Origin of the sequence: Pseudomonas sp. MPB03, from assembly GCF_046605385.1 — a bacterium.
In the GTDB taxonomy this organism is placed as follows: domain Bacteria; phylum Pseudomonadota; class Gammaproteobacteria; order Pseudomonadales; family Pseudomonadaceae; genus Aquipseudomonas; species Aquipseudomonas zanjanensis.
In genome coordinates this window covers 1,173,359-1,192,245 of sequence record NZ_CP176770.1, presented here as the reverse complement: position 1 = coordinate 1,192,245, position 18,887 = coordinate 1,173,359, and the positions used below count along the sequence as shown (strand labels likewise).

At 59.6% G+C, this 18,887-nt stretch carries 16 protein-coding genes and 2 tRNA genes; 1 reads left to right on the top strand and 17 read right to left on the bottom strand.

All coding sequences use genetic code 11. The features are described from left to right. Positions 1–4 precede the first annotated feature (4 nt). From nusA to rlmE, 10 genes are all read right to left on the bottom strand, one after another. On the bottom strand, positions 5–1,486 hold the full coding sequence (gene nusA / locus ACLH0I_RS05045) for a transcription termination factor NusA (protein WP_003177868.1): 1,482 nt from the start codon (positions 1,484–1,486) through the stop codon (positions 5–7). 59 nt (positions 1,487–1,545) lie between these two features. Next, positions 1,546–2,004 carry a ribosome maturation factor RimP gene (gene rimP / locus ACLH0I_RS05040; RefSeq protein ID WP_053118762.1) on the bottom strand — a complete coding sequence of 153 codons (459 nt, stop codon included), beginning with the start codon at positions 2,002–2,004 and terminating at the stop codon, positions 1,546–1,548. A gap of 140 nt (positions 2,005–2,144) precedes the next feature. Then, positions 2,145–2,221 (bottom strand) — tRNA-Met (locus ACLH0I_RS05035). A gap of 97 nt (positions 2,222–2,318) precedes the next feature. Next, positions 2,319–2,404, bottom strand: a tRNA-Leu gene (locus tag ACLH0I_RS05030). Between the two features lie 21 nt (positions 2,405–2,425). Next, a complete protein-coding gene (gene secG / locus ACLH0I_RS05025; protein WP_025211789.1) occupies positions 2,426–2,809 on the bottom strand; it encodes a preprotein translocase subunit SecG in 384 nt (127 codons plus the stop codon). A gap of 4 nt (positions 2,810–2,813) precedes the next feature. Continuing rightward, positions 2,814–3,569 carry a triose-phosphate isomerase gene (gene tpiA, locus ACLH0I_RS05020; protein WP_186705985.1) on the bottom strand — a complete coding sequence of 252 codons (756 nt, stop codon included), beginning with the start codon at positions 3,567–3,569 and terminating at the stop codon, positions 2,814–2,816. A gap of 66 nt (positions 3,570–3,635) precedes the next feature. Then, positions 3,636–4,973, bottom strand: a complete 1,338-nt coding sequence (glmM, locus tag ACLH0I_RS05015) for a phosphoglucosamine mutase (protein ID WP_186705984.1) — start codon at positions 4,971–4,973, stop codon at positions 3,636–3,638. A 16-nt stretch (positions 4,974–4,989) separates the two neighbouring features. After that, complete coding sequence (folP, locus tag ACLH0I_RS05010) at positions 4,990–5,841, bottom strand: dihydropteroate synthase (RefSeq protein WP_411386470.1); 852 nt, start codon at positions 5,839–5,841, stop codon at positions 4,990–4,992. An 8-nt stretch (positions 5,842–5,849) separates the two neighbouring features. Next, positions 5,850–7,763 carry an ATP-dependent zinc metalloprotease FtsH gene (gene ftsH / locus ACLH0I_RS05005; RefSeq protein ID WP_053118351.1) on the bottom strand — a complete coding sequence of 638 codons (1,914 nt, stop codon included), beginning with the start codon at positions 7,761–7,763 and terminating at the stop codon, positions 5,850–5,852. A 200-nt stretch (positions 7,764–7,963) separates the two neighbouring features. Further along, the gene (rlmE, locus tag ACLH0I_RS05000) at positions 7,964–8,596 is read right to left on the bottom strand and encodes a 23S rRNA (uridine(2552)-2'-O)-methyltransferase RlmE (protein ID WP_003177853.1); all 633 of its coding nucleotides are present in this window, start codon (positions 8,594–8,596) and stop codon (positions 7,964–7,966) included. Positions 8,597–8,701: 105 nt separating this feature from the next. On the opposite strand from rlmE, the gene ACLH0I_RS04995 reads away from it, so the two are divergent. Beyond that, entirely contained in the window at positions 8,702–9,010 is a 309-nt protein-coding gene (locus ACLH0I_RS04995; protein ID WP_003177852.1) for a YhbY family RNA-binding protein, read from the top strand. A 9-nt stretch (positions 9,011–9,019) separates the two neighbouring features. Here the strand turns inward: ACLH0I_RS04995 and ACLH0I_RS04990 are convergent, their stop codons facing one another. The 7 genes from ACLH0I_RS04990 to dnaK all read right to left on the bottom strand — a co-directional run bounded on the left by ACLH0I_RS04990 (position 9,020) and on the right by dnaK (position 18,829). After that, positions 9,020–9,424 carry an MFS transporter gene (locus tag ACLH0I_RS04990; RefSeq protein ID WP_186706016.1) on the bottom strand — a complete coding sequence of 135 codons (405 nt, stop codon included), beginning with the start codon at positions 9,422–9,424 and terminating at the stop codon, positions 9,020–9,022. A 28-nt stretch (positions 9,425–9,452) separates the two neighbouring features. After that, entirely contained in the window at positions 9,453–9,929 is a 477-nt protein-coding gene (greA, locus tag ACLH0I_RS04985) for a transcription elongation factor GreA (RefSeq protein WP_030139783.1), read from the bottom strand. Between the two features lie 2 nt (positions 9,930–9,931). After that, a complete protein-coding gene (gene carB / locus ACLH0I_RS04980; RefSeq protein ID WP_207963343.1) occupies positions 9,932–13,153 on the bottom strand; it encodes a carbamoyl-phosphate synthase large subunit in 3,222 nt (1,073 codons plus the stop codon). A gap of 105 nt (positions 13,154–13,258) precedes the next feature. After that, positions 13,259–14,395, bottom strand: coding sequence for a glutamine-hydrolyzing carbamoyl-phosphate synthase small subunit (gene carA, locus ACLH0I_RS04975; protein ID WP_053118343.1), 1,137 nt, complete (start codon positions 14,393–14,395; stop codon positions 13,259–13,261). A gap of 255 nt (positions 14,396–14,650) precedes the next feature. Then, complete coding sequence (dapB, locus tag ACLH0I_RS04970; protein ID WP_186705981.1) at positions 14,651–15,457, bottom strand: 4-hydroxy-tetrahydrodipicolinate reductase; 807 nt, start codon at positions 15,455–15,457, stop codon at positions 14,651–14,653. 9 nt (positions 15,458–15,466) lie between these two features. After that, positions 15,467–16,591, bottom strand: a complete 1,125-nt coding sequence (gene dnaJ / locus ACLH0I_RS04965) for a molecular chaperone DnaJ (protein ID WP_039592325.1) — start codon at positions 16,589–16,591, stop codon at positions 15,467–15,469. A 321-nt stretch (positions 16,592–16,912) separates the two neighbouring features. Continuing rightward, positions 16,913–18,829, bottom strand: a complete 1,917-nt coding sequence (gene dnaK, locus ACLH0I_RS04960) for a molecular chaperone DnaK (protein WP_014336568.1) — start codon at positions 18,827–18,829, stop codon at positions 16,913–16,915. Positions 18,830–18,887: the final 58 nt, after the last annotated feature.

Sequence of the window (18,887 nt, the reverse complement as noted above, 5' to 3'; positions counted from 1 at the left end):
CTAATTACTCGAACCAGTGGGCTCGGGCGGCCATGATCAACTTGCCGGCACGATCATCGTCAATGCCGTCGATGTCGAGCAGATCGTCAATAGACTGCTCGGCCAGGTCTTCGCGGGTAATTACGCCGCGCACCGCCAGTTCCATCGCCAAATCCTTGTCCATGCCCTCAAGCGAGAGCAGGTCTTCGGCCGGATGGGCGTCTGCCAGCTTTTCCTCAGTAGCGATGGCTTTGGTCAACAAACGATCCTTGGCCCGAGCGCGAAGCTCGTTGACGATTTCCTCGTCAAAGCCGTCGATGTTGAGCATTTCCTCCACCGGTACGTAGGCAATCTCTTCCAGGCTGGTAAAGCCTTCATCCACCAGCACCTGCGCCAGCTCTTCATCGACTTCAAGCTCTTCGATGAAGTTGCGCAGGATGTCGCCGGTTTCAGCTTGCTGCTTAGCCTGGATGTCCGATTCGGTCATCACGTTCAGGGTCCAGCCAGTCAATTGGCTCGCCAGACGCACGTTCTGACCACCGCGACCGATGGCCTGAGCCAGATTGTCTGCGCCAACGGCGATGTCCATGGCGTGGGCATCTTCGTCGACGATAATTGCCGCCACTTCAGCAGGCGACATGGCATTGATCACGAACTGAGCCGGGTTGTCGTCCCACAGGACGATGTCCACGCGCTCGCCGCCCAACTCGCCGGATACGGCCTGGACACGCGAACCACGCATGCCGATGCAGGCACCTTGTGGGTCGATACGCTTGTCCTTGGAGCGGACCGCGATCTTGGCGCGCGAACCCGGATCACGGGAAGCGGCCATGACTTCGATCAGGCCTTCAGCAATTTCCGGCACTTCGATGCGGAACAACTCGATCAGCATTTCCGGCGCTGTACGCGACAGGATCAGCTGCGGGCCCCGGTTCTCGGTGCGGATTTCCTTGAGCAGCGCACGCAAACGCACGCCAACCCGGAAAGTTTCGCGAGAAATGATGTCTTCGCGAGCCAGCAACGCTTCGGCGTTGTTGCCCAGGTCGACGATCACATTGTCGCGGGTGACTTTTTTCACGGTGCCGGAGATGATTTCCCCCAGGCGCTCGCGATAAGCGTCGACGACTTGCGCGCGCTCGGCTTCGCGAACCTTCTGCACAATGACCTGCTTGGCAGTCTGTGCAGCGATGCGACCGAATTCGATGGACTCGATTTTTTCTTCGACGACATCACCGACCTTGGCACCCGGGTGCGTTTCCGCAACCTTGCTCGGCCAGGTTTCGATAGCAGGATCGTCCAGGTCGGCTTCCTCGACGACCGTCCAGCGACGGAAAGTCTCGTAGGCACCGGTGTGGCGATTGATCTCCACACGCAAATCAACTTCGTCTTCGAACCGCTTCTTGGTAGCAGTGGCCAGAGCCAGCTCCAGCGCTTCAAAAATAACGTTAGCCGGTACGCCCTTTTCATTGGATACCGACTCAACAACCAGCAGTACTTCTTTGCTCATCGTACGCCTCGCCTTTCGCAAGCCATTGGATCCGCGGGATCCGCAGTATCTGGCACGTATCAGTCAAAACTGGGAATAATGTTGGCCTTGTCGATCATATCGATCGGCAACAGGAACTCATGGTCATCTACCTGCACCACGACGTCCTGCTCTTCTACACCGCGCAGAAGGCCTTGGAAGTTGCGTCGACCTTCGAAAGGCGAGCGCAGCTTGATCTTCACTTGTTCACCGGCAAACAAAGCGAACTGTTCAAGTGTGAACAGGGGGCGCTCCATGCCAGGCGAGGAAACTTCAAGGGTGTATTCGGAGGTGATTGGATCTTCAACATCCAGTACACCGCTGATCTGACGGCTGACGATGGCGCAATCGTCCACCAACACGCCGCCTTCCTTATCGATATAAACGCGCAACAGTGAGTGGCGACCTTGAGCCGAAAACTCAATACCCCAGCATTCATAGCCAAGGGCCACGACCACCGGGGCCAACAAGGCCTGCAACTGTTCTAGCTTGCTCGACACCTGAACCCCCTCGTGCATGTTTGTGCATGCTGTGCAAATAAAAAAAAATGGGCGAATCGCCCATCCCTGAAACGCCGTCGAACAGCGGCGTTATAAAGTGTCCAGCTAACAAAAAGCCCCTTGGAAGGGGCCCCTGAAACTGGTTGCGGGAGCCGGATTTGAACCGACGACCTTCGGGTTATGAGCCCGACGAGCTACCAGACTGCTCCATCCCGCGACAAAGCTGGGGCGGAAGTATACGACCGATCCCTTACAGGGTCAATGTAACCCTTCCACCTACAAGAAAGCCCGCAATCGCGGGCTCTCCTGATAATTGGTACCGAGAAGGGGACTCGAACCCCTACACCCTATGGGCACAACCACCTCAAGGTTGCGTGTCTACCAATTCCACCACCTCGGCAATACAGCGTTTGAAACCTTCTTACTTCTGCTCTTGAGCTGGAGGCACGTCAGTCGCCGGGTTGGCCGACTTTTGCTCTTGAAGCACCGGGACATCATCAGAAGCCGGTTGTTGCTTTGGCGCTTCCAATACCGCTGGGTTTGGCAAACCTACCTGAGTCAGCTCGTGAGCTTTCTCTTTAGCAAAGTAACCTAACCCTAAGCTGGTTATGAAGAAACCGGCGGCAAGTATAGCAGTAAACTTACTGAGAAAGGTAGAGGAACCTTGGCTTCCGAACACAGTATTTGAAGCACCTGCACCGAAAGACGCACCAGCATCCGCACCTTTACCCTGCTGCAGCAATACGAGGGCAACTACGCCCAGCGCACCCAGCAGATGAAAAACGACTACGACTGTTTCCAGCATTTTTTCAGTTTCCCGCGGCGCGACAGATCGCACCGAACTCATCTGCATTCAGGGACGCTCCACCAATGAGCCCCCCATCGATATCCGGCATGCCGAACAGTTCGACCGCATTGGCCGCCTTCACGCTGCCGCCGTATAGAAGCCGCACACCTCGTGCCACTTCAGAATTCTCTGCCGCCAACTGTGCGCGAATGGCTGCGTGCACATCCTGCGCCTGTTGCGGCGAAGCAGTCAGCCCAGTGCCGATGGCCCAGACTGGCTCGTAAGCAATGATTGCCTTTGCAAAAGCACCGACACCCAGCTCCTCGATGATGCTGCCCAGCTGACGCTCGACAACCTCAAGGGTCTTGCCGGCCTCACGCTGCTCGCGGGTTTCCCCTATGCACAACACCGGAGTCAGACCACAGGCCTGGGCCGCAGCAAATTTGCGGATCAAGGTCTTGTCCTGCTCGCCCATGATCTGGCGACGCTCGGAGTGCCCGACCAGGACCAGGGAACAACCTGCATCCACCAATTGACTCGGTGCAATCTCACCGGTCAACGCACCTTGCATGGCTTCCATCGCAGAGTTCTGCGCGCCGACCGAAATCGACTTGCCCTTCAAGCCATCAATCACTTGATTGATATACAAGCAAGGCGGGAAAACCGCGACATCAACACCGCTTGGCAAGGCCAGATGACGAAGGCCATTGATCAGCTCAGCGACGCTGGCGCGGGTACCGTGCATCTTCCAGTTACCAGCTACCATAGGGCGACGCATGCTGTACCTCGTCGGTCAAAGTGGGCGCAGATGTTACCCAACGGATTCATGACTGGCAAGCCGAATTCAGGCAGAAACTTCAGTAACCAGTTTTGCCAGCTCTTCGGCATAACCGCGAACTTGCGCTTCATCCTCGCCTTCGACCATGACACGCACCAACGGCTCTGTGCCGGACTTGCGCAACAACACGCGTCCACGCCCCGCCATCGCTTGCGTTACACGCTCACTGGCCTGCTTGACCTTCGCATGTTCGAGAGGGTTTACACCGCCACCGAAACGCACATTGATCAACACTTGCGGGCATTTGCGCAACGCCTGGCGCGATTGTGCGAGCCCCTCGTTGCGCGCCTTGAGTGCCATCAGCACCTGCAGGGCCGCGATAATCGCATCACCGGTGGTGGTGTGGTCGAAGCACACGATGTGACCGGAGTTCTCGCCCCCGATCACCCAGTTGCGCTCCAGCAACTCCGAGATCACGTAGCGGTCGCCCACATTGGCGCGCACGAAGGGGATATCCAGGTCCGCCAGGGCCAGTTCCAGCCCAAGGTTACTCATCAACGTGCCGACCACACCGCCTTGCAGCTTGCCGCGCCCATGCAGGTCGCGAGCAATGATGAAGAGCAGTTCGTCACCATCGACAACCGTACCCGTGTGATCGACCATCAGGACCCGATCACCGTCACCATCGAAGGCGATGCCCAGATCAGCCTGCTCGGCCAGCACCGCAGCCTGCAACGCCTCGGTATGGGTGGAACCACAGTTGTGGTTGATGTTCAGGCCATTGGGCTGGGCGGACAGCACCACCACTTCGGCGCCCAACTCGCGAAAGACACTCGGCGCGACTTTATAGGTGGCGCCATGGGCACAATCGACGACGATCTTGAGGCCGGAAAAGCTGGTTCCGGTCGGCACGCTGCCTTTGCAGAACTCGATGTAGCGACCCGACGCATCGTTGATCCGCGACACCTTGCCGATCTTGCTCGACTCGACCACCGTCATCGGGGTGTCCAGCAGCTCTTCGATCATCAGCTCAATATCATCCGGCAGCTTGGTACCCTGACCGGAGAAGAACTTGATGCCGTTGTCATCATGGGGGTTGTGCGAGGCACTGATCACGATGCCTGCCTGGCCTTGGAACGTACGGGTCAGGTAGGCGATGGCTGGCGTCGGCATCGGGCCGAGCAGCATCACATCGGCGCCCGCCGACGTCAGGCCGGCCTCGAGGGCCGATTCGAACATGTAGCCGGAAATTCGCGTGTCCTTGCCGACCAGCACCTTGCAGGCACCCATCTTGCGGAACGCCATGCCGGCCGCCCAGCCGAGCTTAAGCATGAAATCAGGGGTAATGGGGTATTCGCCGACCCGACCACGAATACCGTCGGTGCCAAAATATTTCTTGCTCATAAGTGCTCCGTCATTCTTATTCGGCTGAATCCACAGCTGCGATCATCCGCACGACATCCATCGTTTCGGCCACATCGTGCACGCGCAATATGCGTGCACCTTTACCAAGGGCCAACGCCGCCAGGGCGAGACCGCCATACAGGCGTTCGCCCACAGGGCGACCCAGGGCGTTGCCTATCATGCTCTTTCGCGAGACCCCGACCAACAGGGGCCGACCCAGGGCATGCAAGGCTTCCATATGTTTGAACAGGCTCAGGTTGTGCGCCAGTGTCTTGGCAAAGCCGAACCCGGGATCAAGAATGATCCGCTCGGCAGGGATGCCCACGGCAGCACACTGGTCCAGACGCGCCACGAGGAACTCACCCACTTCCCGGGTGACGTCATCATAGTACGGGTCGTTCTGCATGGTCCCCGGCTCGCCGAGCATATGCATCAGGCACACCGGCAACCCCGTGTCCGCCGCAGCATCCAGGGCACCATCGCGCTGCAAGGATCGAACATCATTGATCAGGCCCGCCCCCAGCCGTGCAGTTTCGCGCATGACCGCAGGCGTGGATGTATCGACCGAGATAATGACATCGAGCTCGCGATGGATGCGCTCGACAATCGGCGCCACCCGCTCCAATTCCTCGGTAGGCGAGACCGTCCGCGCACCCGGTCGGGTCGATTCACCGCCCACATCGATCAGTGTTGCGCCGGCGGCCACCATGGCCTCGGCATGCCGCAGCGCAGCATCGAGCTGGCTGAATCGACCACCATCGGAAAAAGAATCAGGGGTGACATTGAGAATGCCCATGACATGTACATGGGCCAAATCAAGAACCCGGTTGCCGCAAGGCAACCGGGTCGAGGACTGAACAGAAGTCATTTCAAGCCTTAGACATCAGCGGCCGGGCCGCCAATCGGTGTTTCCGGACGCTCACCTTGTACCGCCGGTGGCGTGCCGGAAGTACCGGTACCGCCGCCCGACCAGTCACGCGGTTCACGAGGCTCACGACCCGCCATGATGTCGTCGATTTGCTCGGCATCGATGGTTTCATACTTCATCAGGGCATCGGCCATGGCATCGAGCTTGTCACGGTTGTCCGTGAGAATCTGCCGGGCAGTACCATAACACTGGTCGATGATGCTGCGCACTTCGGAGTCGATCAGCTTGGCCGTCTCTCCGGAGAAGCTTGCATGCTGGCCACCGCCACCACGACCGAGGAACACCTCGCCCTCTTCCTCGGCGTACATCAGCGGCCCCAACTTCTCGGACAGGCCCCACTTGGTGACCATGTTCCGGGCGATCTGGCTGGCGCGCATGATGTCGTTGGACGCCCCCGTGGTCACACCGTCGAAGCCCAGCGTCATCTCTTCAGCGATACGACCGCCGTACAGCGAACAGATCTGGCTGATCAATGCGCGCTTGGACAGGCTGTAGCGATCCTCTTCCGGCAGGAACATGGTCACGCCCAGGGCACGACCGCGCGGAATGATCGAGACTTTGTAGACCGGATCATGCTCGGGCACGACACGACCGACGATCGCGTGGCCCGCCTCGTGATACGCGGTGTTCTGCTTTTCTTTCTCCGACATGACCATGGATTTGCGCTCTGCGCCCATCATGATCTTGTCCTTGGCCAGCTCGAATTCCTTCATTTCCACGACGCGCTTGCCAGTGCGAGCAGCAAAGAGCGACGCTTCGTTGACCAGGTTCGCCAGGTCAGCACCGGAAAAGCCCGGCGTACCACGCGCGATGACGGCCGGAGCGACGTCGTCACCCATTGGCACCTTGCGCATATGGACCTTGAGGATCTGCTCGCGACCACGAATGTCTGGCAGCCCCACCACGACCTGGCGGTCGAAACGACCTGGACGCAGCAGCGCAGGGTCAAGTACGTCAGGACGGTTGGTGGCGGCAATCACGATGATGCCGTCGTTCATTTCAAAACCGTCCATCTCCACCAGCAACTGGTTGAGGGTCTGTTCACGCTCGTCGTGACCGCCACCCATGCCGGCGCCACGATGGCGACCGACGGCGTCGATTTCGTCGATGAAGATAATGCAGGGGGCGTGCTTCTTGGCCTGTTCGAACATGTCGCGGACACGACTGGCGCCCACGCCGACGAACATTTCAACGAAGTCGGAACCGGAAATCGTGAAGAACGGCACCTTGGCTTCACCGGCAATCGCCTTGGCCAGCAAGGTCTTACCGGTACCGGGCGGGCCTACCATCAGCACGCCTCGAGGAATACGACCGCCCAGGCGCTGGAACTTGCCCGGATCGCGCAGGAACTCGACCAACTCGCCGACTTCTTCCTTGGCTTCGTCGCAACCTGCGACGTCGGCCAAGGTGGTTTTCACCTGGTCTTCGGAAAGCAGCCGGGCCTTGCTCTTGCCAAAGCTCATCGGCCCGCCCTTGCCTCCACCACCGCCCTGCATCTGGCGCATGAAGAACATGAACACGGCGATGATCACCAGGATCGGGAAGCTGGCGACCAGGAGCTGGGTCCAGATGCTCTGCTGCTCAGGCTGCTTGCCTTCGACCACGACATGGTTGTCCACCAGATCGCCGATCAGGCCATTGTCCTGGATTGCCGGACGAATGGTCTTGAAGCTGTCGCCATCGGTGCGCTTGCCGGTAATCACATAGCCATCAACGGCTACACGCTCGACCTTGCCATCCTTGACCTGCTGGATGAAGTCGGAATAGTTGAGGGTCTGCGGCTCGTTAGGACTGGAGAAGTTGTTCATCACGGTCACCAGGACAGCGGCGATGATCAACCACAGGATCAGATTCTTTGCCATATCGTTCAATTAACTACCCTCTGAAGCAAGCTCCGCTACTGGCGCGCGCTTCGCATGATATTCACCGGCCTAACTTACTACATTACCTACGACTCTGGCAGGCGCCGTCTGTAACCCTTTGTGAAACACTTTCTACACATTATTCGCTAATGCTCACGGGACGAAATACGAAAAACCTATCGCCCCGGTCGAAAAACCTCTTATTCCTCACTGCGACCACGGAAACCACGGCCCAGCAGGTACTGCTCACGGGAACGATCACGCGATGATTTCGGCTTGCGCGTCGTGACCTTCTCGAACTGCTTGCGCACGCTCTTGTGGTATTCGTCGAAGCCTTCACCCTGGAAGACCTTGATCAAAAAATCACCACCTGGCTTCAACACCCGAGTCGCAAGATCCAGTGCCAACTCGCACAGGAACATCGATCGCGGCATATCAACAGATGCCAATCCACTCATATTGGGGGCCATATCGGAAATCACAAGGTCCACCTCGTTTTTTCCAACCGCTTCAAGGATCTGTGCCAGTACGGCGTCCTCGGTAAAGTCGCCCTGAATGAAGGTCACATCCGGGATGCTGTCCATTTCCAGGATATCGGAAGCGATCAGCGTGCCTTGCCCACCAATCAGACGACTGGTCACTTGGGACCAGCCACCCGGGGCGGCGCCCAAGTCGATCACGCTCATGCCTGGACGGATCAAACGGTCTCTTTCCTGAATCTCCAGCAGCTTGTAGCTGGCACGGGAACGATACCCGTCCTTTTGCGCCATTTTCACGAATGGGTCGTTGAAATGCTCTTGCAGCCATTTAAGACTTGTCTTGGAACGGGCCACGGGCCACCTCAAAAATAAAACGGGTCGTGATTAAGTGGGCGGTCCCGGACTTGCTCGGGTAAACTGGCCGCCGCTTTTTACAAGATCAGACGCAGGGGTCAGATTATGCCGCTCACTCAAGAGCAGAAGAAACAATACAAATCCATTGGCCACCATCTGAAACCGGTTTTGACTGTGGCTGACAACGGTTTGACTGAAGGTGTACTCGCCGAACTGGAACGCGCCTTGGGCGATCACGAGCTGATCAAGATCAAGCTCAACATCCTCGATCGCGAAGCCCGCCTGGCTGCCGTTGCCGAACTGTGCAAGACCGGCAAGGCAGACCTGGTGCAGGTCATCGGCAAGATGGCGCTGATTTATCGCAAGAATTTCAGCGTCAACAAGCAGTTGTCGAACGTTCACCGCTTCAAGTGATGCCAAGGGTCAAGGGTGTGCCTCGCACACCCTGCCGCTCCACCCGGGAACCGGCTGCAACACCAGCACCAAACCGGAAAAGCCCAGCACCAGATAACTGAATACCTGCCACTGGCTCGCATCCGGCCAGCCGAGATGCACCGCAAAGAACATCCCGCACGCATACATCGACATGAGCAGCAACTGCCCACGAATGTCGCGCCATAGACTGGCAAGGCCCTCGGCCTGAACCAGCACCAAAGCCTGAAACATCACGCACGCCGCGGAAAACGCCACCAGCAGCGCCGTCAGCATGCCGGCGATTTCATCGATGAGCAGCGGTGCCAGGCCGACTCGACCCAGCACCGGCAGCAAACCAATGTGCAACAACCAGATGCCGCCCACCCATAACATCTGGGTGAGCTGCCAGATCATGGCGCCGGCTCGCAGCGGGCGCCTTCGTTCAGATGTGACGGACTTCGACAATCTCATACTCGATGACACCACCCGGCGTCTTCACCGCCACCACATCACCCTCTTCCTTGGCAATCAAGGCGCGAGCAATGGGTGAACCGACGGAAATCTTGCCGAGCTTGATGTCTGCCTCGTCCTCGCCAACGATCTGGTAGGTCACGCTTTCATCGGTCTCGACGTTGGCGATCTCCACCGTAGTGCCAAAAATGACCTTGCCGGTGTGCGGAATCGTCGTGACATCGATGATCACCGCATTCTGCATGCGGCCTTCGATGTCACGGACACGCGCCTCGACCATCCCCTGCTCCTCTCGGGCAGCGTGGTATTCGGCGTTTTCCTTCAGGTCGCCCAGCTCACGCGCCTCACCGATAGCCTGGCTCAAGCGCGGGCGCTCGACCTTGGTCAGGAAAGCGTGTTCTTCTTCCAGAGCCTTCGCGCCCTGAACAGTCATCGGGTACTTGGTTATGCTCATGCCTTCAATCCTGCATGTAGATCCTGCAAGCGACGTACGGTCTTCTCGGGACCGAACTTGAGCGCTTCGCAGATCGCTTCGCCCGCAGCAATGGTCGTGGTGCAGTAGATCTTGTGCTGCAGCGCGTTGCGACGAATGGAGTAGGAATCGGCGATCGACTGACGACCTTCGGTGGTGTTGATGATCAGCGTGACTTCGTCATTCTTGATCATGTCGACCACGTGCGGACGACCCTCGGTCACCTTGTTCACGCGGCGCACTTTCAGGCCCGCCGCTTCGATCAGCTTGGCAGTACCGGCAGTGGCGACCACTTCGAAGCCCAAGTTGATCAGATCACGGGCTACGCCTGCAACCAGTGGCTTGTCGTCATCACGCACACTGATGAACGCCGTGCCGCCAGTTGGCAACACTTCGCTGGCGCCCATCTGGGCCTTGGCAAAGGCTTCACCGAAGGTATCGCCCACGCCCATCACTTCACCGGTGGACTTCATCTCTGGGCCGAGGATCGGGTCCACGCCAGGGAACTTGGCGAACGGGAACACCGCCTCTTTCACACTGTAGAAGTTCGGGATGATTTCCTTGGTGAAGTTCAGCTCTTTCAGGGTTTTGCCAGCCATGACGCGCGCCGCGATCATCGCCAGGGAAACACCGATGCACTTGGAAACGAACGGCACGGTACGGGAAGCGCGAGGGTTGACTTCGATGACGTAGATATCTTCGCCTTGCAGGGCCAGTTGCACGTTCATCAGGCCGATGACGCCCAGTTCCAGGGCCATTTTCTTGACCTGCTCGCGCATCTCGTCCTGGATGTGCGCCGGCAGCGAGTACGGCGGCAGCGAGCAAGCGGAGTCACCGGAGTGAACACCGGCCTGCTCGATGTGCTGCATGATCGCGCCGATCACCACGTCCTTGCCGTCGCTGACCGCATCCACGTCCATCTCGATGGCGCAGTTGAGGAAGTGGTCCAGCAGCACCGGGCTGTCGTTGGACACCTGGACCGCTTCGCGCAGGTAACGCTTGAGTTCGTCTTCCTGATAAACGATTTCCATTGCACGACCGCCCAGTACGTAGGACGGACGCACCACCAGCGGATAACCGATCTTGGCAGCGGCACGAATCGCTTCGTCTTCGCTGCGCACGGTGGCGTTTGGCGGCTGGCGCAGGTTCAGGCGCTCGACCATCTGCTGGAAGCGCTCACGATCCTCGGCGCGGTCGATGGCATCCGGGCTGGTGCCGATGATCGGCACGCCGGCGGCTTCAAGGGCGCGAGCCAGTTTCAGCGGGGTCTGGCCGCCGTACTGGACGATCACGCCTTTTGGCTTCTCGACGCGGACGATTTCCAGCACGTCTTCCAGGGTCACTGGCTCGAAGTACAGGCGATCGGAGGTGTCGTAGTCGGTGGACACGGTTTCCGGGTTGCAGTTGACCATGATGGTCTCGTAACCGTCGTCGCGCAGGGCCAGTGCCGCGTGTACGCAGCAGTAGTCGAACTCGATGCCCTGGCCGATCCGGTTCGGACCGCCACCCAGGATCATGATCTTGTCCCGGGTCGATGGTGCGGCTTCGCACTCTTCTTCGTACGTGGAGTACAGGTAGGCGGTGTCGGTGGCGAACTCGGCCGCGCAGGTGTCGACGCGCTTGTAGACCGGGAACACTTCCAGCTTGTGACGATGGGCACGCAGGCTCTTCTCGGTCACACCCAGCAGCTTGGCCAGGCGCATGTCGGAGAAGCCTTTGCGCTTGAGGCGGAACATCGTGTCGCGGTTGATGCTGGACATGCCCAGGGTCTTGACCTTCTCTTCTTCCTTGATCAGATCTTCGATCTGGACCAGGAACCAAGGGTCGATCATGTTCATGCCGAAGATCTGCTCGACGGTCATGCCGGCGCGGAAGGCATCGGCCACGTACCAGATACGCTCGGCACCCGGCACGGTCAGCTCGCGCTTGAGCACGCTCATGCTTTCCGGGTCGGCCAGGTCCAGCTTCGGATCGAGGCCACAGACACCCACTTCCAGGCCGCGAAGGGCTTTCTGCAGGGATTCCTGGAAGGTCCGGCCGATGGCCATGACTTCACCGACCGACTTCATCTGGGTGGTCAGGCGGGCATCGGCCTTGGCGAACTTCTCGAAGGCGAAGCGTGGCAGCTTGGTGACGACGTAGTCGATGGACGGTTCGAAGGACGCCGGGGTCTTGCCGCCGGTGATGTCGTTCGACAGCTCGTCCAGGGTGTAGCCCACGGCCAGCTTGGCGGCGACCTTGGCGATCGGGAAACCGGTAGCCTTGGAGGCCAGGGCGGACGAACGGGATACCCGTGGGTTCATCTCGATGACCACCATGCGCCCGGTGTTCGGGCAGATGCCGAACTGGACGTTGGAGCCGCCGGTTTCCACGCCGATCTCGCGCAGTACCGCCAGGGAGGCGTTACGCAGGATCTGGTATTCCTTGTCGGTCAGGGTCTGGGCCGGTGCAACGGTGATCGAGTCACCGGTATGCACGCCCATCGGGTCGAAGTTCTCGATGGAGCAGACGATGATGCAGTTGTCCTTTTTGTCGCGGACAACTTCCATCTCGTATTCTTTCCAGCCGATCAGGGATTCGTCGATCAGCAGTTCCTTGGTCGGCGACAAGTCGAGACCACGGGCGCAGATTTCTTCGAATTCTTCACGGTTGTAGGCGATGCCACCACCGGTGCCGCCCATGGTGAAGGACGGACGGATGATGCACGGGAAGCCGAGGCGTTCCAGGACGGCGTTGGCCTCTTCCATGCTGTGGGCGATGCCCGAGCGTGGGCAGTCCAGGCCGATGGATTTCATCGCCTTGTCGAAGCGCGAACGGTCTTCGGCCTTGTCGATGGTGTCGGCATTGGCGCCGATCATTTCCACACCGAACTTCTCCAGGACGCCTTCACGCTCCAGGTCCAGTGCGCAGTTCAGCGCGGTCTGGCCGCCCATGGTCGGCAGCAGCGCGTCCGGGCGCTCCTTCTCGATGATCTTGGCGACGGTCTGCCACTTGATCGGCTCGATGTAGGTGGCGTCGGCCATGGCCGGGTCGGTCATGATGGTGGCCGGGTTGGAGTTCACCAGGATGACGCGGTAGCCCTCTTCGCGCAGGGCTTTGCAGGCCTGGGCGCCGGAGTAGTCGAATTCGCAAGCCTGGCCGATCACGATCGGGCCAGCGCCGAGAATCAGGATGCTTTTTATGTCTGTACGTTTTGGCATGGGTTTGTCACTCAAATCCGCAGGTCAGTCGGCTAGGCCGTCGAACAATCTTTGAAGCGCCCGAGGGGGCCACCGCGTTCGGGGCCGCCCTCGGGCTTCGCGCGGTCAGCGTCGCTTGGCCATCTCGTTGATGAAGCGATCGAACAGCGGCGCCACATCGTTCGGGCCCGGGCTCGCTTCAGGGTGGCCCTGGAAGCTGAACGCGCTCTTGTCGGTACGCTCGATACCTTGGAGCGTGCCGTCGAACAGCGATTTGTGGATCGCGCGAACGTTGGCCGGCAGGGTCGCTTCATCCACGGCAAAACCGTGGTTCTGGCTGGTGATCATAACTACGCCGGTGTCCAGGTCCTGGACCGGGTGGTTCGCACCGTGGTGGCCGTGGCCCATTTTCAGGGTCTTGGCGCCCGAAGCGAGGGCCAGCAACTGGTGACCGAGGCAGATACCGAATACCGGGATCTCGGTTTCCAGCACGTCCTTGATCGCCTGGATCGCGTAGTCGCAAGGCTCCGGGTCACCCGGGCCGTTGGACAGGAACACGCCGTCGGGCTTGAGGGCCAGGACGTCGGCGGCCGGGGTTTGCGCCGGCACCACGGTGACGCGGCAGCCACGCTCGACCAGCATGCGCAGGATGTTCAGCTTGACGCCGTAGTCGTACGCCACCACGTGGTACGGCAGCTCGGAAGCCTCGATCGTCGCGTGACTGTCGGTCTTCAGGTCCCAGACCGTGGAGCGCCATTCGTATTGTTTCTGGGTGCTGACGACTTTCGCCAGGTCCATGCCCTTGAGGCCAGGGAAACCCTGGGCAGCGGCGATGGCGGCTTCTTCGGAAATGTTGTCGCCAGCCATGATGCAGCCGTTCTGCGCGCCTTTTTCCCGAAGGATGCGGGTCAGGCGGCGGGTGTCGATACCGGCGATCGCCACGACGTTGTTGGCTTTCAGGTAGTCGGACAGGGACATCGTGTTACGCCAGTTGCTCGCTACCAGCGGCAAGTCACGGATGACCAGGCCGGCGGACCAGACGCGATCGGACTCGGCGTCTTCCGGCGTGGTGCCGGTGTTGCCGATGTGCGGGTAAGTCAGGGTAACGATTTGCTGGGCGTAGGAAGGATCGGTAAGAATTTCCTGATAGCCGGTCATTGCGGTGTTAAACACCACCTCACCAACGGTCTGACCGTCGGCTCCAATGGCTTCGCCGCGAAAAATGCTGCCATCAGCAAGGGCGAGTATGGCTGGCTTAGTCAAGAAGACCTCCCGTAAATAAAGCCTGAAAGGGCGATCGCAGGTTGTAAAAAAGCGGAGTGACGTATGGACACGTCACCCCGCTTGTTCACTGAATTATTCTGCGCGCTTTTAGTGGACACACTAAAGCTGTAGCTTACAGAAAAAGGGTTTTTTGGTCCACCGCTAATGAGCCTTAAAGGCAGGGGAATGCGACAGGCCGTCGCGAAGCGGTGTAAAACGGGGCGCAGTATAACCTGAACCCCGCTCTTAATGGCATCAACGCAGGTCGAGAACGTCCTGCATGTCGTACAAACCAGGCTCGCGGCCATCCAGCCACAGCGCGGCACGTACCGCGCCCTTGGCGAAGGTCATCCGGCTCGACGCCTTGTGGGTAATCTCCAGGCGCTCGCCTTCAGTGGCGAACAGCACGGTGTGATCGCCCACCACATCGCCACCGCGCACCGTGGCGAAACCGATGGTGTCGCGCTCACGGGCACCGGTATGCCCTTCACGCCCATACACGGCGACTTTCTGCAGATCACGCCCCAGCGCATCGGCAATCACTTCACCCATGCGCAAGGCTGTTCCCGACGGTGCGTCGATCTTGTGCCGGTGATGAGCCTCGATGATTTCGATATCGGCATCGTCGCCCAAGACCCGGGCCGTCAGATCCAGCAGTTTGAGCGACAGGTTCACGCCCACACTGAAGTTCGCCGCGAATACGATCGGGATGTCCTTGCCGGCATCGGCCAACAATTGCTTCTGCGTCGCATCCAGCCCGGTCGTGCCGATCACCATGGCCTTGCCATGCTTGCGGCAGATCGCCAGGTTTTTCAGCATCACCTCCGGCAGGGTGAAGTCGATAAGCACGTCGAACTCGTCGAGCACCTTCTCCAAGCCGCCGGACATCGGCACGCCGATACGCCCCAGCGAGGCCAACTCGCCAGCATCGGCGCCGACCAGTGTACTGTCGGGCCGAACGATGGCCGCCGTCAGGCCGGAGAGCGGCGAGCGCTGCTGCACCGCCTCGACCAGCGCCTTGCCCATGCGCCCCGCAGCGCCCATCACAGCTATACGTCGCATGCGAACTCCTTACAGGTCACCGAAGAAGCGCTTCACGCCTTCGAACCAACCGGTGGTTTTCGGTGAGTGGCTGTTGTCATCGGCCAGGGAGTTGCGGAATTCTTCCAACAGTTCACGCTGACGACGCCCCAGGTTGACCGGCGTTTCCACCGCCACGCGACACATCAGGTCGCCTGCACCACCGCCACGCACTGGCGCGACGCCTTTGCCACGGATCCGGAACTGCTTGCCGGTCTGCGTGCCTTCGGGGATTTTCAGCTTGACGCGACCGTCGAGGGTCGGGATTTCAAGCTCGCCACCCAAGGCCGCATCGACGAAGCTGATCGGTACTTCGCAGAACAGATGCTTGCCGTCGCGCTGGAAAATCGCGTGCTCACGCACGTTGATGACCACGTACAAGTCGCCAGTCGGGCCACCCTGGGCACCCGCCTCGCCTTCGCCGGACAGGCGAATGCGATCACCGGTGTCGACACCGGCCGGCACCTTGACCGACAGCGTCTTGTACTCTTCGACACGCCCTTCGCCATGGCAGGAGTCGCACGGATCGGAAATGATCTTGCCTTGGCCATGGCAACGCGGGCAGGTCTGTTGGACCGAGAAGAAGCCCTGCTGCATGCGAACCTGGCCAATGCCGCCGCAGGTCGGGCAGGTCACGGGCGAGGAGCCCTTCTTGGCACCCGAGCCATCACACGGCTTGCAGTTGACCAGTGTCGGCACGCGGATATTGACGGTGGTACCGCGCACCGCTTCTTCCAGATTCAACTCCAGCGTGTAGCGCAGGTCACTGCCACGCTGGGCGCCACCACGGGCACCGCCGCGACCGCCGCCGAAGAAATCGCTGAACACATCACCGAAAATATCGGAGAAGTTCTGACCACCGAAACCGGCACCGCCGCCGCCCATGCTCGGGTCGACACCGGCATGCCCATACTGGTCGTAGGCCGCGCGCTTACTGGAATCGGACAGAACTTCGTAAGCCTCGTTGGCTTCCTTGAACATCTCTTCCGACGCTTTATCGCCGGGATTACGGTCCGGATGGTGCTTCATCGCCAGGCGACGATAAGCCTTCTTCAGCTCCGCCTCGCTGGCTCCCCGCTCGACACCCAATACTTCGTAAAAGTCACGCTTCGCCATTAGTCTTTGCACTCTTATAGGACGTCCGGCAAACCTCTCCTGAACCTTGCCAAACTCGTTGAGCCCCAATGCAGGCCCGGACCCAACTCACGTCAATTCAACGATCCTGGTCGTAAACTTTCAGCCAGGTACCCGGCCAAAACGCGGCGTCCATCGCCGGAAAGCAGGAGCATTCCCGAACACGCCGTCAGCACCCGAGCTTTGTCGCATGCTGTAAAAAATTCGTTGCCTCCAGACACGCCAACGCGGGAGCAAGCTCCCGCGCGGCGACATCCTACCAGCCACCGCACAAACGCAGTCAACCGGCCGACCAACAAGCGCTTACTTGTGGTCTTTCACTTCTTCGAACTCGGCGTCGACGACGTCGTCGGCTTTCTCGGCCGATTCGCCCTGCGCAGCCGCGCCTTCGGCAGGCTGAGCCTGTTCGGCATACATCTTCTGAGCCACAGGCGCGGAGACCTTCGACAGCTCTTCGATCTTCGCCTCGATGGCCGCCTTGTCATCGCCTTTCACGGCGGCTTCCAGAGCAACCACGGCCGCTTCGATGGCAGTCTTCTCTTCCGCGGTCACTTTCTCACCAGCATCGGCGATCATCTTGCGGGTCGAGTGCACCAGGGCATCGCCTTGGTTACGGGCGCTGGCCAGCTCTTCGAACTTGCGGTCTTCCTCGGCGTTGACTTCAGCGTCGCGAACCATCTGCTGAATTTCTTCCTCGGACAGGCCGGAGTTGGCCTTGATCACGATCGACTGGGTCTTGCCGGTGGCCTTGTCTTTCGCACCAACGTGCAGGATGCCGTTGGCGTCGATGTCGAAGGTCACTTCGATTTGCGGCACGCCACGTGGTGCTGGCGGGATCTCGGCCAGGTCGAACTTGCCCAGGGACTTGTTCTGGGCAGCCTGCTTGCGCTCACCTTGCAGCACGTGAATGGTCACGGCGCCCTGGTTGTCGTCGGCCGTCGAGAACACCTGGGATTTCTTGGTAGGAATCGTGGTGTTTTTCTCGATCAGCGCGGTCATCACGCCACCCATGGTTTCGATACCCAGGGTCAGCGGGCTGACGTCGAGCAGTAGAACGTCCTTCACGTCACCGGCCAGAACGGCGCCCTGGATGGCAGCACCCATGGCAACGGCTTCGTCCGGGTTCACGTCCTTGCGGGCTTCTTTGCCGAAGAAGTCGGTCACCAGCTTCTGGACCAGCGGCATACGGGTCTGGCCGCCGACCAGGATCACGTCGTTGATCGAGCCAACGTCGATACCGGCGTCTTTCATGGCAATGCGGCAAGGTTCGATGGTGCGCTGAACCAGATCTTCCACCAGCGCCTCGAGCTTGGCGCGGGAGATTTTTACGTTCAGGTGCTTAGGACCGGTGGCGTCTGCGGTGATGTACGGCAGGTTCACGTCGGTCGACTGGCTCGAGGACAGTTCGATCTTGGCTTTTTCAGCGGCCTCTTTCAGGCGCTGCATCGCCAGCGGGTCACCCTTGAGGTTCATGCCGCTTTCTTTCTTGAATTCGTCGACGAGGTAGTCGATCAGGCGGATGTCGAAGTCCTCACCACCGAGGAACGTGTCACCGTTGGTTGCCAGTACTTCGAACTGGTGCTCGCCGTCGACTTCAGCGATTTCGATCACGGAAACGTCGAAGGTACCGCCACCCAGGTCGTAAACGATCACGGTGTGATCGCCCTTGGCCTTGTCCATGCCGTAGGCCAGAGCGGCCGCGGTTGGTTCGTTGATGATACGTTTTACGTCCAGGCCCGCGATGCGGCCGGCATCTTTGGTCGCCTGGCGCTGGCTGTCGTTGAAATAGGCAGGGACCGTGATGACCGCCTCGGTCACCGCTTCGCCGAGGTAGTCTTCGGCGGTTTTCTTCATTTTCTTGAGGATCTCGGCCGAGATCTGTGGCGGCGCCATTTTCTGGCCGTTCACTTCAACCCAGGCGTCGCCGTTGTCAGCCTTGGCGATTTTGTAAGGCACCATCTTGATGTCTTTCTGAACGACTTCTTCGTCGAACTTGCGACCGATCAGACGCTTCACCGCGTACAGGGTGTTATGCGGATTGGTCACTGCCTGACGCTTGGCCGACTGGCCAACCAGAATCTCGCCATCATTGGCGTACGCGATGATCGACGGCGTGGTGCGCGCGCCTTCAGCGTTTTCAATAACTTTGGCCTTGCCGTTTTCCAGCACGGAGACGCACGAATTGGTGGTCCCCAGGTCGATGCCGATAATCTTGCCCATGTTAACTCTCCCGGAACTTGGATTTTGTTGCCGCAGCAGTGGTGGCTAACTGCGGTAG

Bases quoted from the DNA above. Each gene is read 5' to 3' on its own strand.
- nusA (WP_003177868.1), bottom strand. From the start codon at position 1,486: ATGAGCAAAGAAGTACTGCTGGTTGTTGAGTCGGTATCCAATGAAAAG.
- secG (WP_025211789.1), bottom strand. From the start codon at position 2,809: ATGCTGGAAACAGTCGTAGTCGTTTTTCATCTGCTGGGTGCGCTGGGC.
- tpiA (WP_186705985.1), bottom strand. From the start codon at position 3,569: ATGCGTCGCCCTATGGTAGCTGGTAACTGGAAGATGCACGGTACCCGC.
- glmM (WP_186705984.1), bottom strand. From the start codon at position 4,973: ATGAGCAAGAAATATTTTGGCACCGACGGTATTCGTGGTCGGGTCGGC.
- folP (WP_411386470.1), bottom strand. From the start codon at position 5,841: ATGACTTCTGTTCAGTCCTCGACCCGGTTGCCTTGCGGCAACCGGGTT.
- ftsH (WP_053118351.1), bottom strand. From the start codon at position 7,763: ATGGCAAAGAATCTGATCCTGTGGTTGATCATCGCCGCTGTCCTGGTG.
- ACLH0I_RS04995 (WP_003177852.1), top strand. From the start codon at position 8,702: ATGCCGCTCACTCAAGAGCAGAAGAAACAATACAAATCCATTGGCCAC.
- ACLH0I_RS04990 (WP_186706016.1), bottom strand. From the start codon at position 9,424: ATGATCTGGCAGCTCACCCAGATGTTATGGGTGGGCGGCATCTGGTTG.
- carB (WP_207963343.1), bottom strand. From the start codon at position 13,153: ATGCCAAAACGTACAGACATAAAAAGCATCCTGATTCTCGGCGCTGGC.
- dapB (WP_186705981.1), bottom strand. From the start codon at position 15,457: ATGCGACGTATAGCTGTGATGGGCGCTGCGGGGCGCATGGGCAAGGCG.
- dnaJ (WP_039592325.1), bottom strand. From the start codon at position 16,591: ATGGCGAAGCGTGACTTTTACGAAGTATTGGGTGTCGAGCGGGGAGCC.
- dnaK (WP_014336568.1), bottom strand. From the start codon at position 18,829: ATGGGCAAGATTATCGGCATCGACCTGGGGACCACCAATTCGTGCGTC.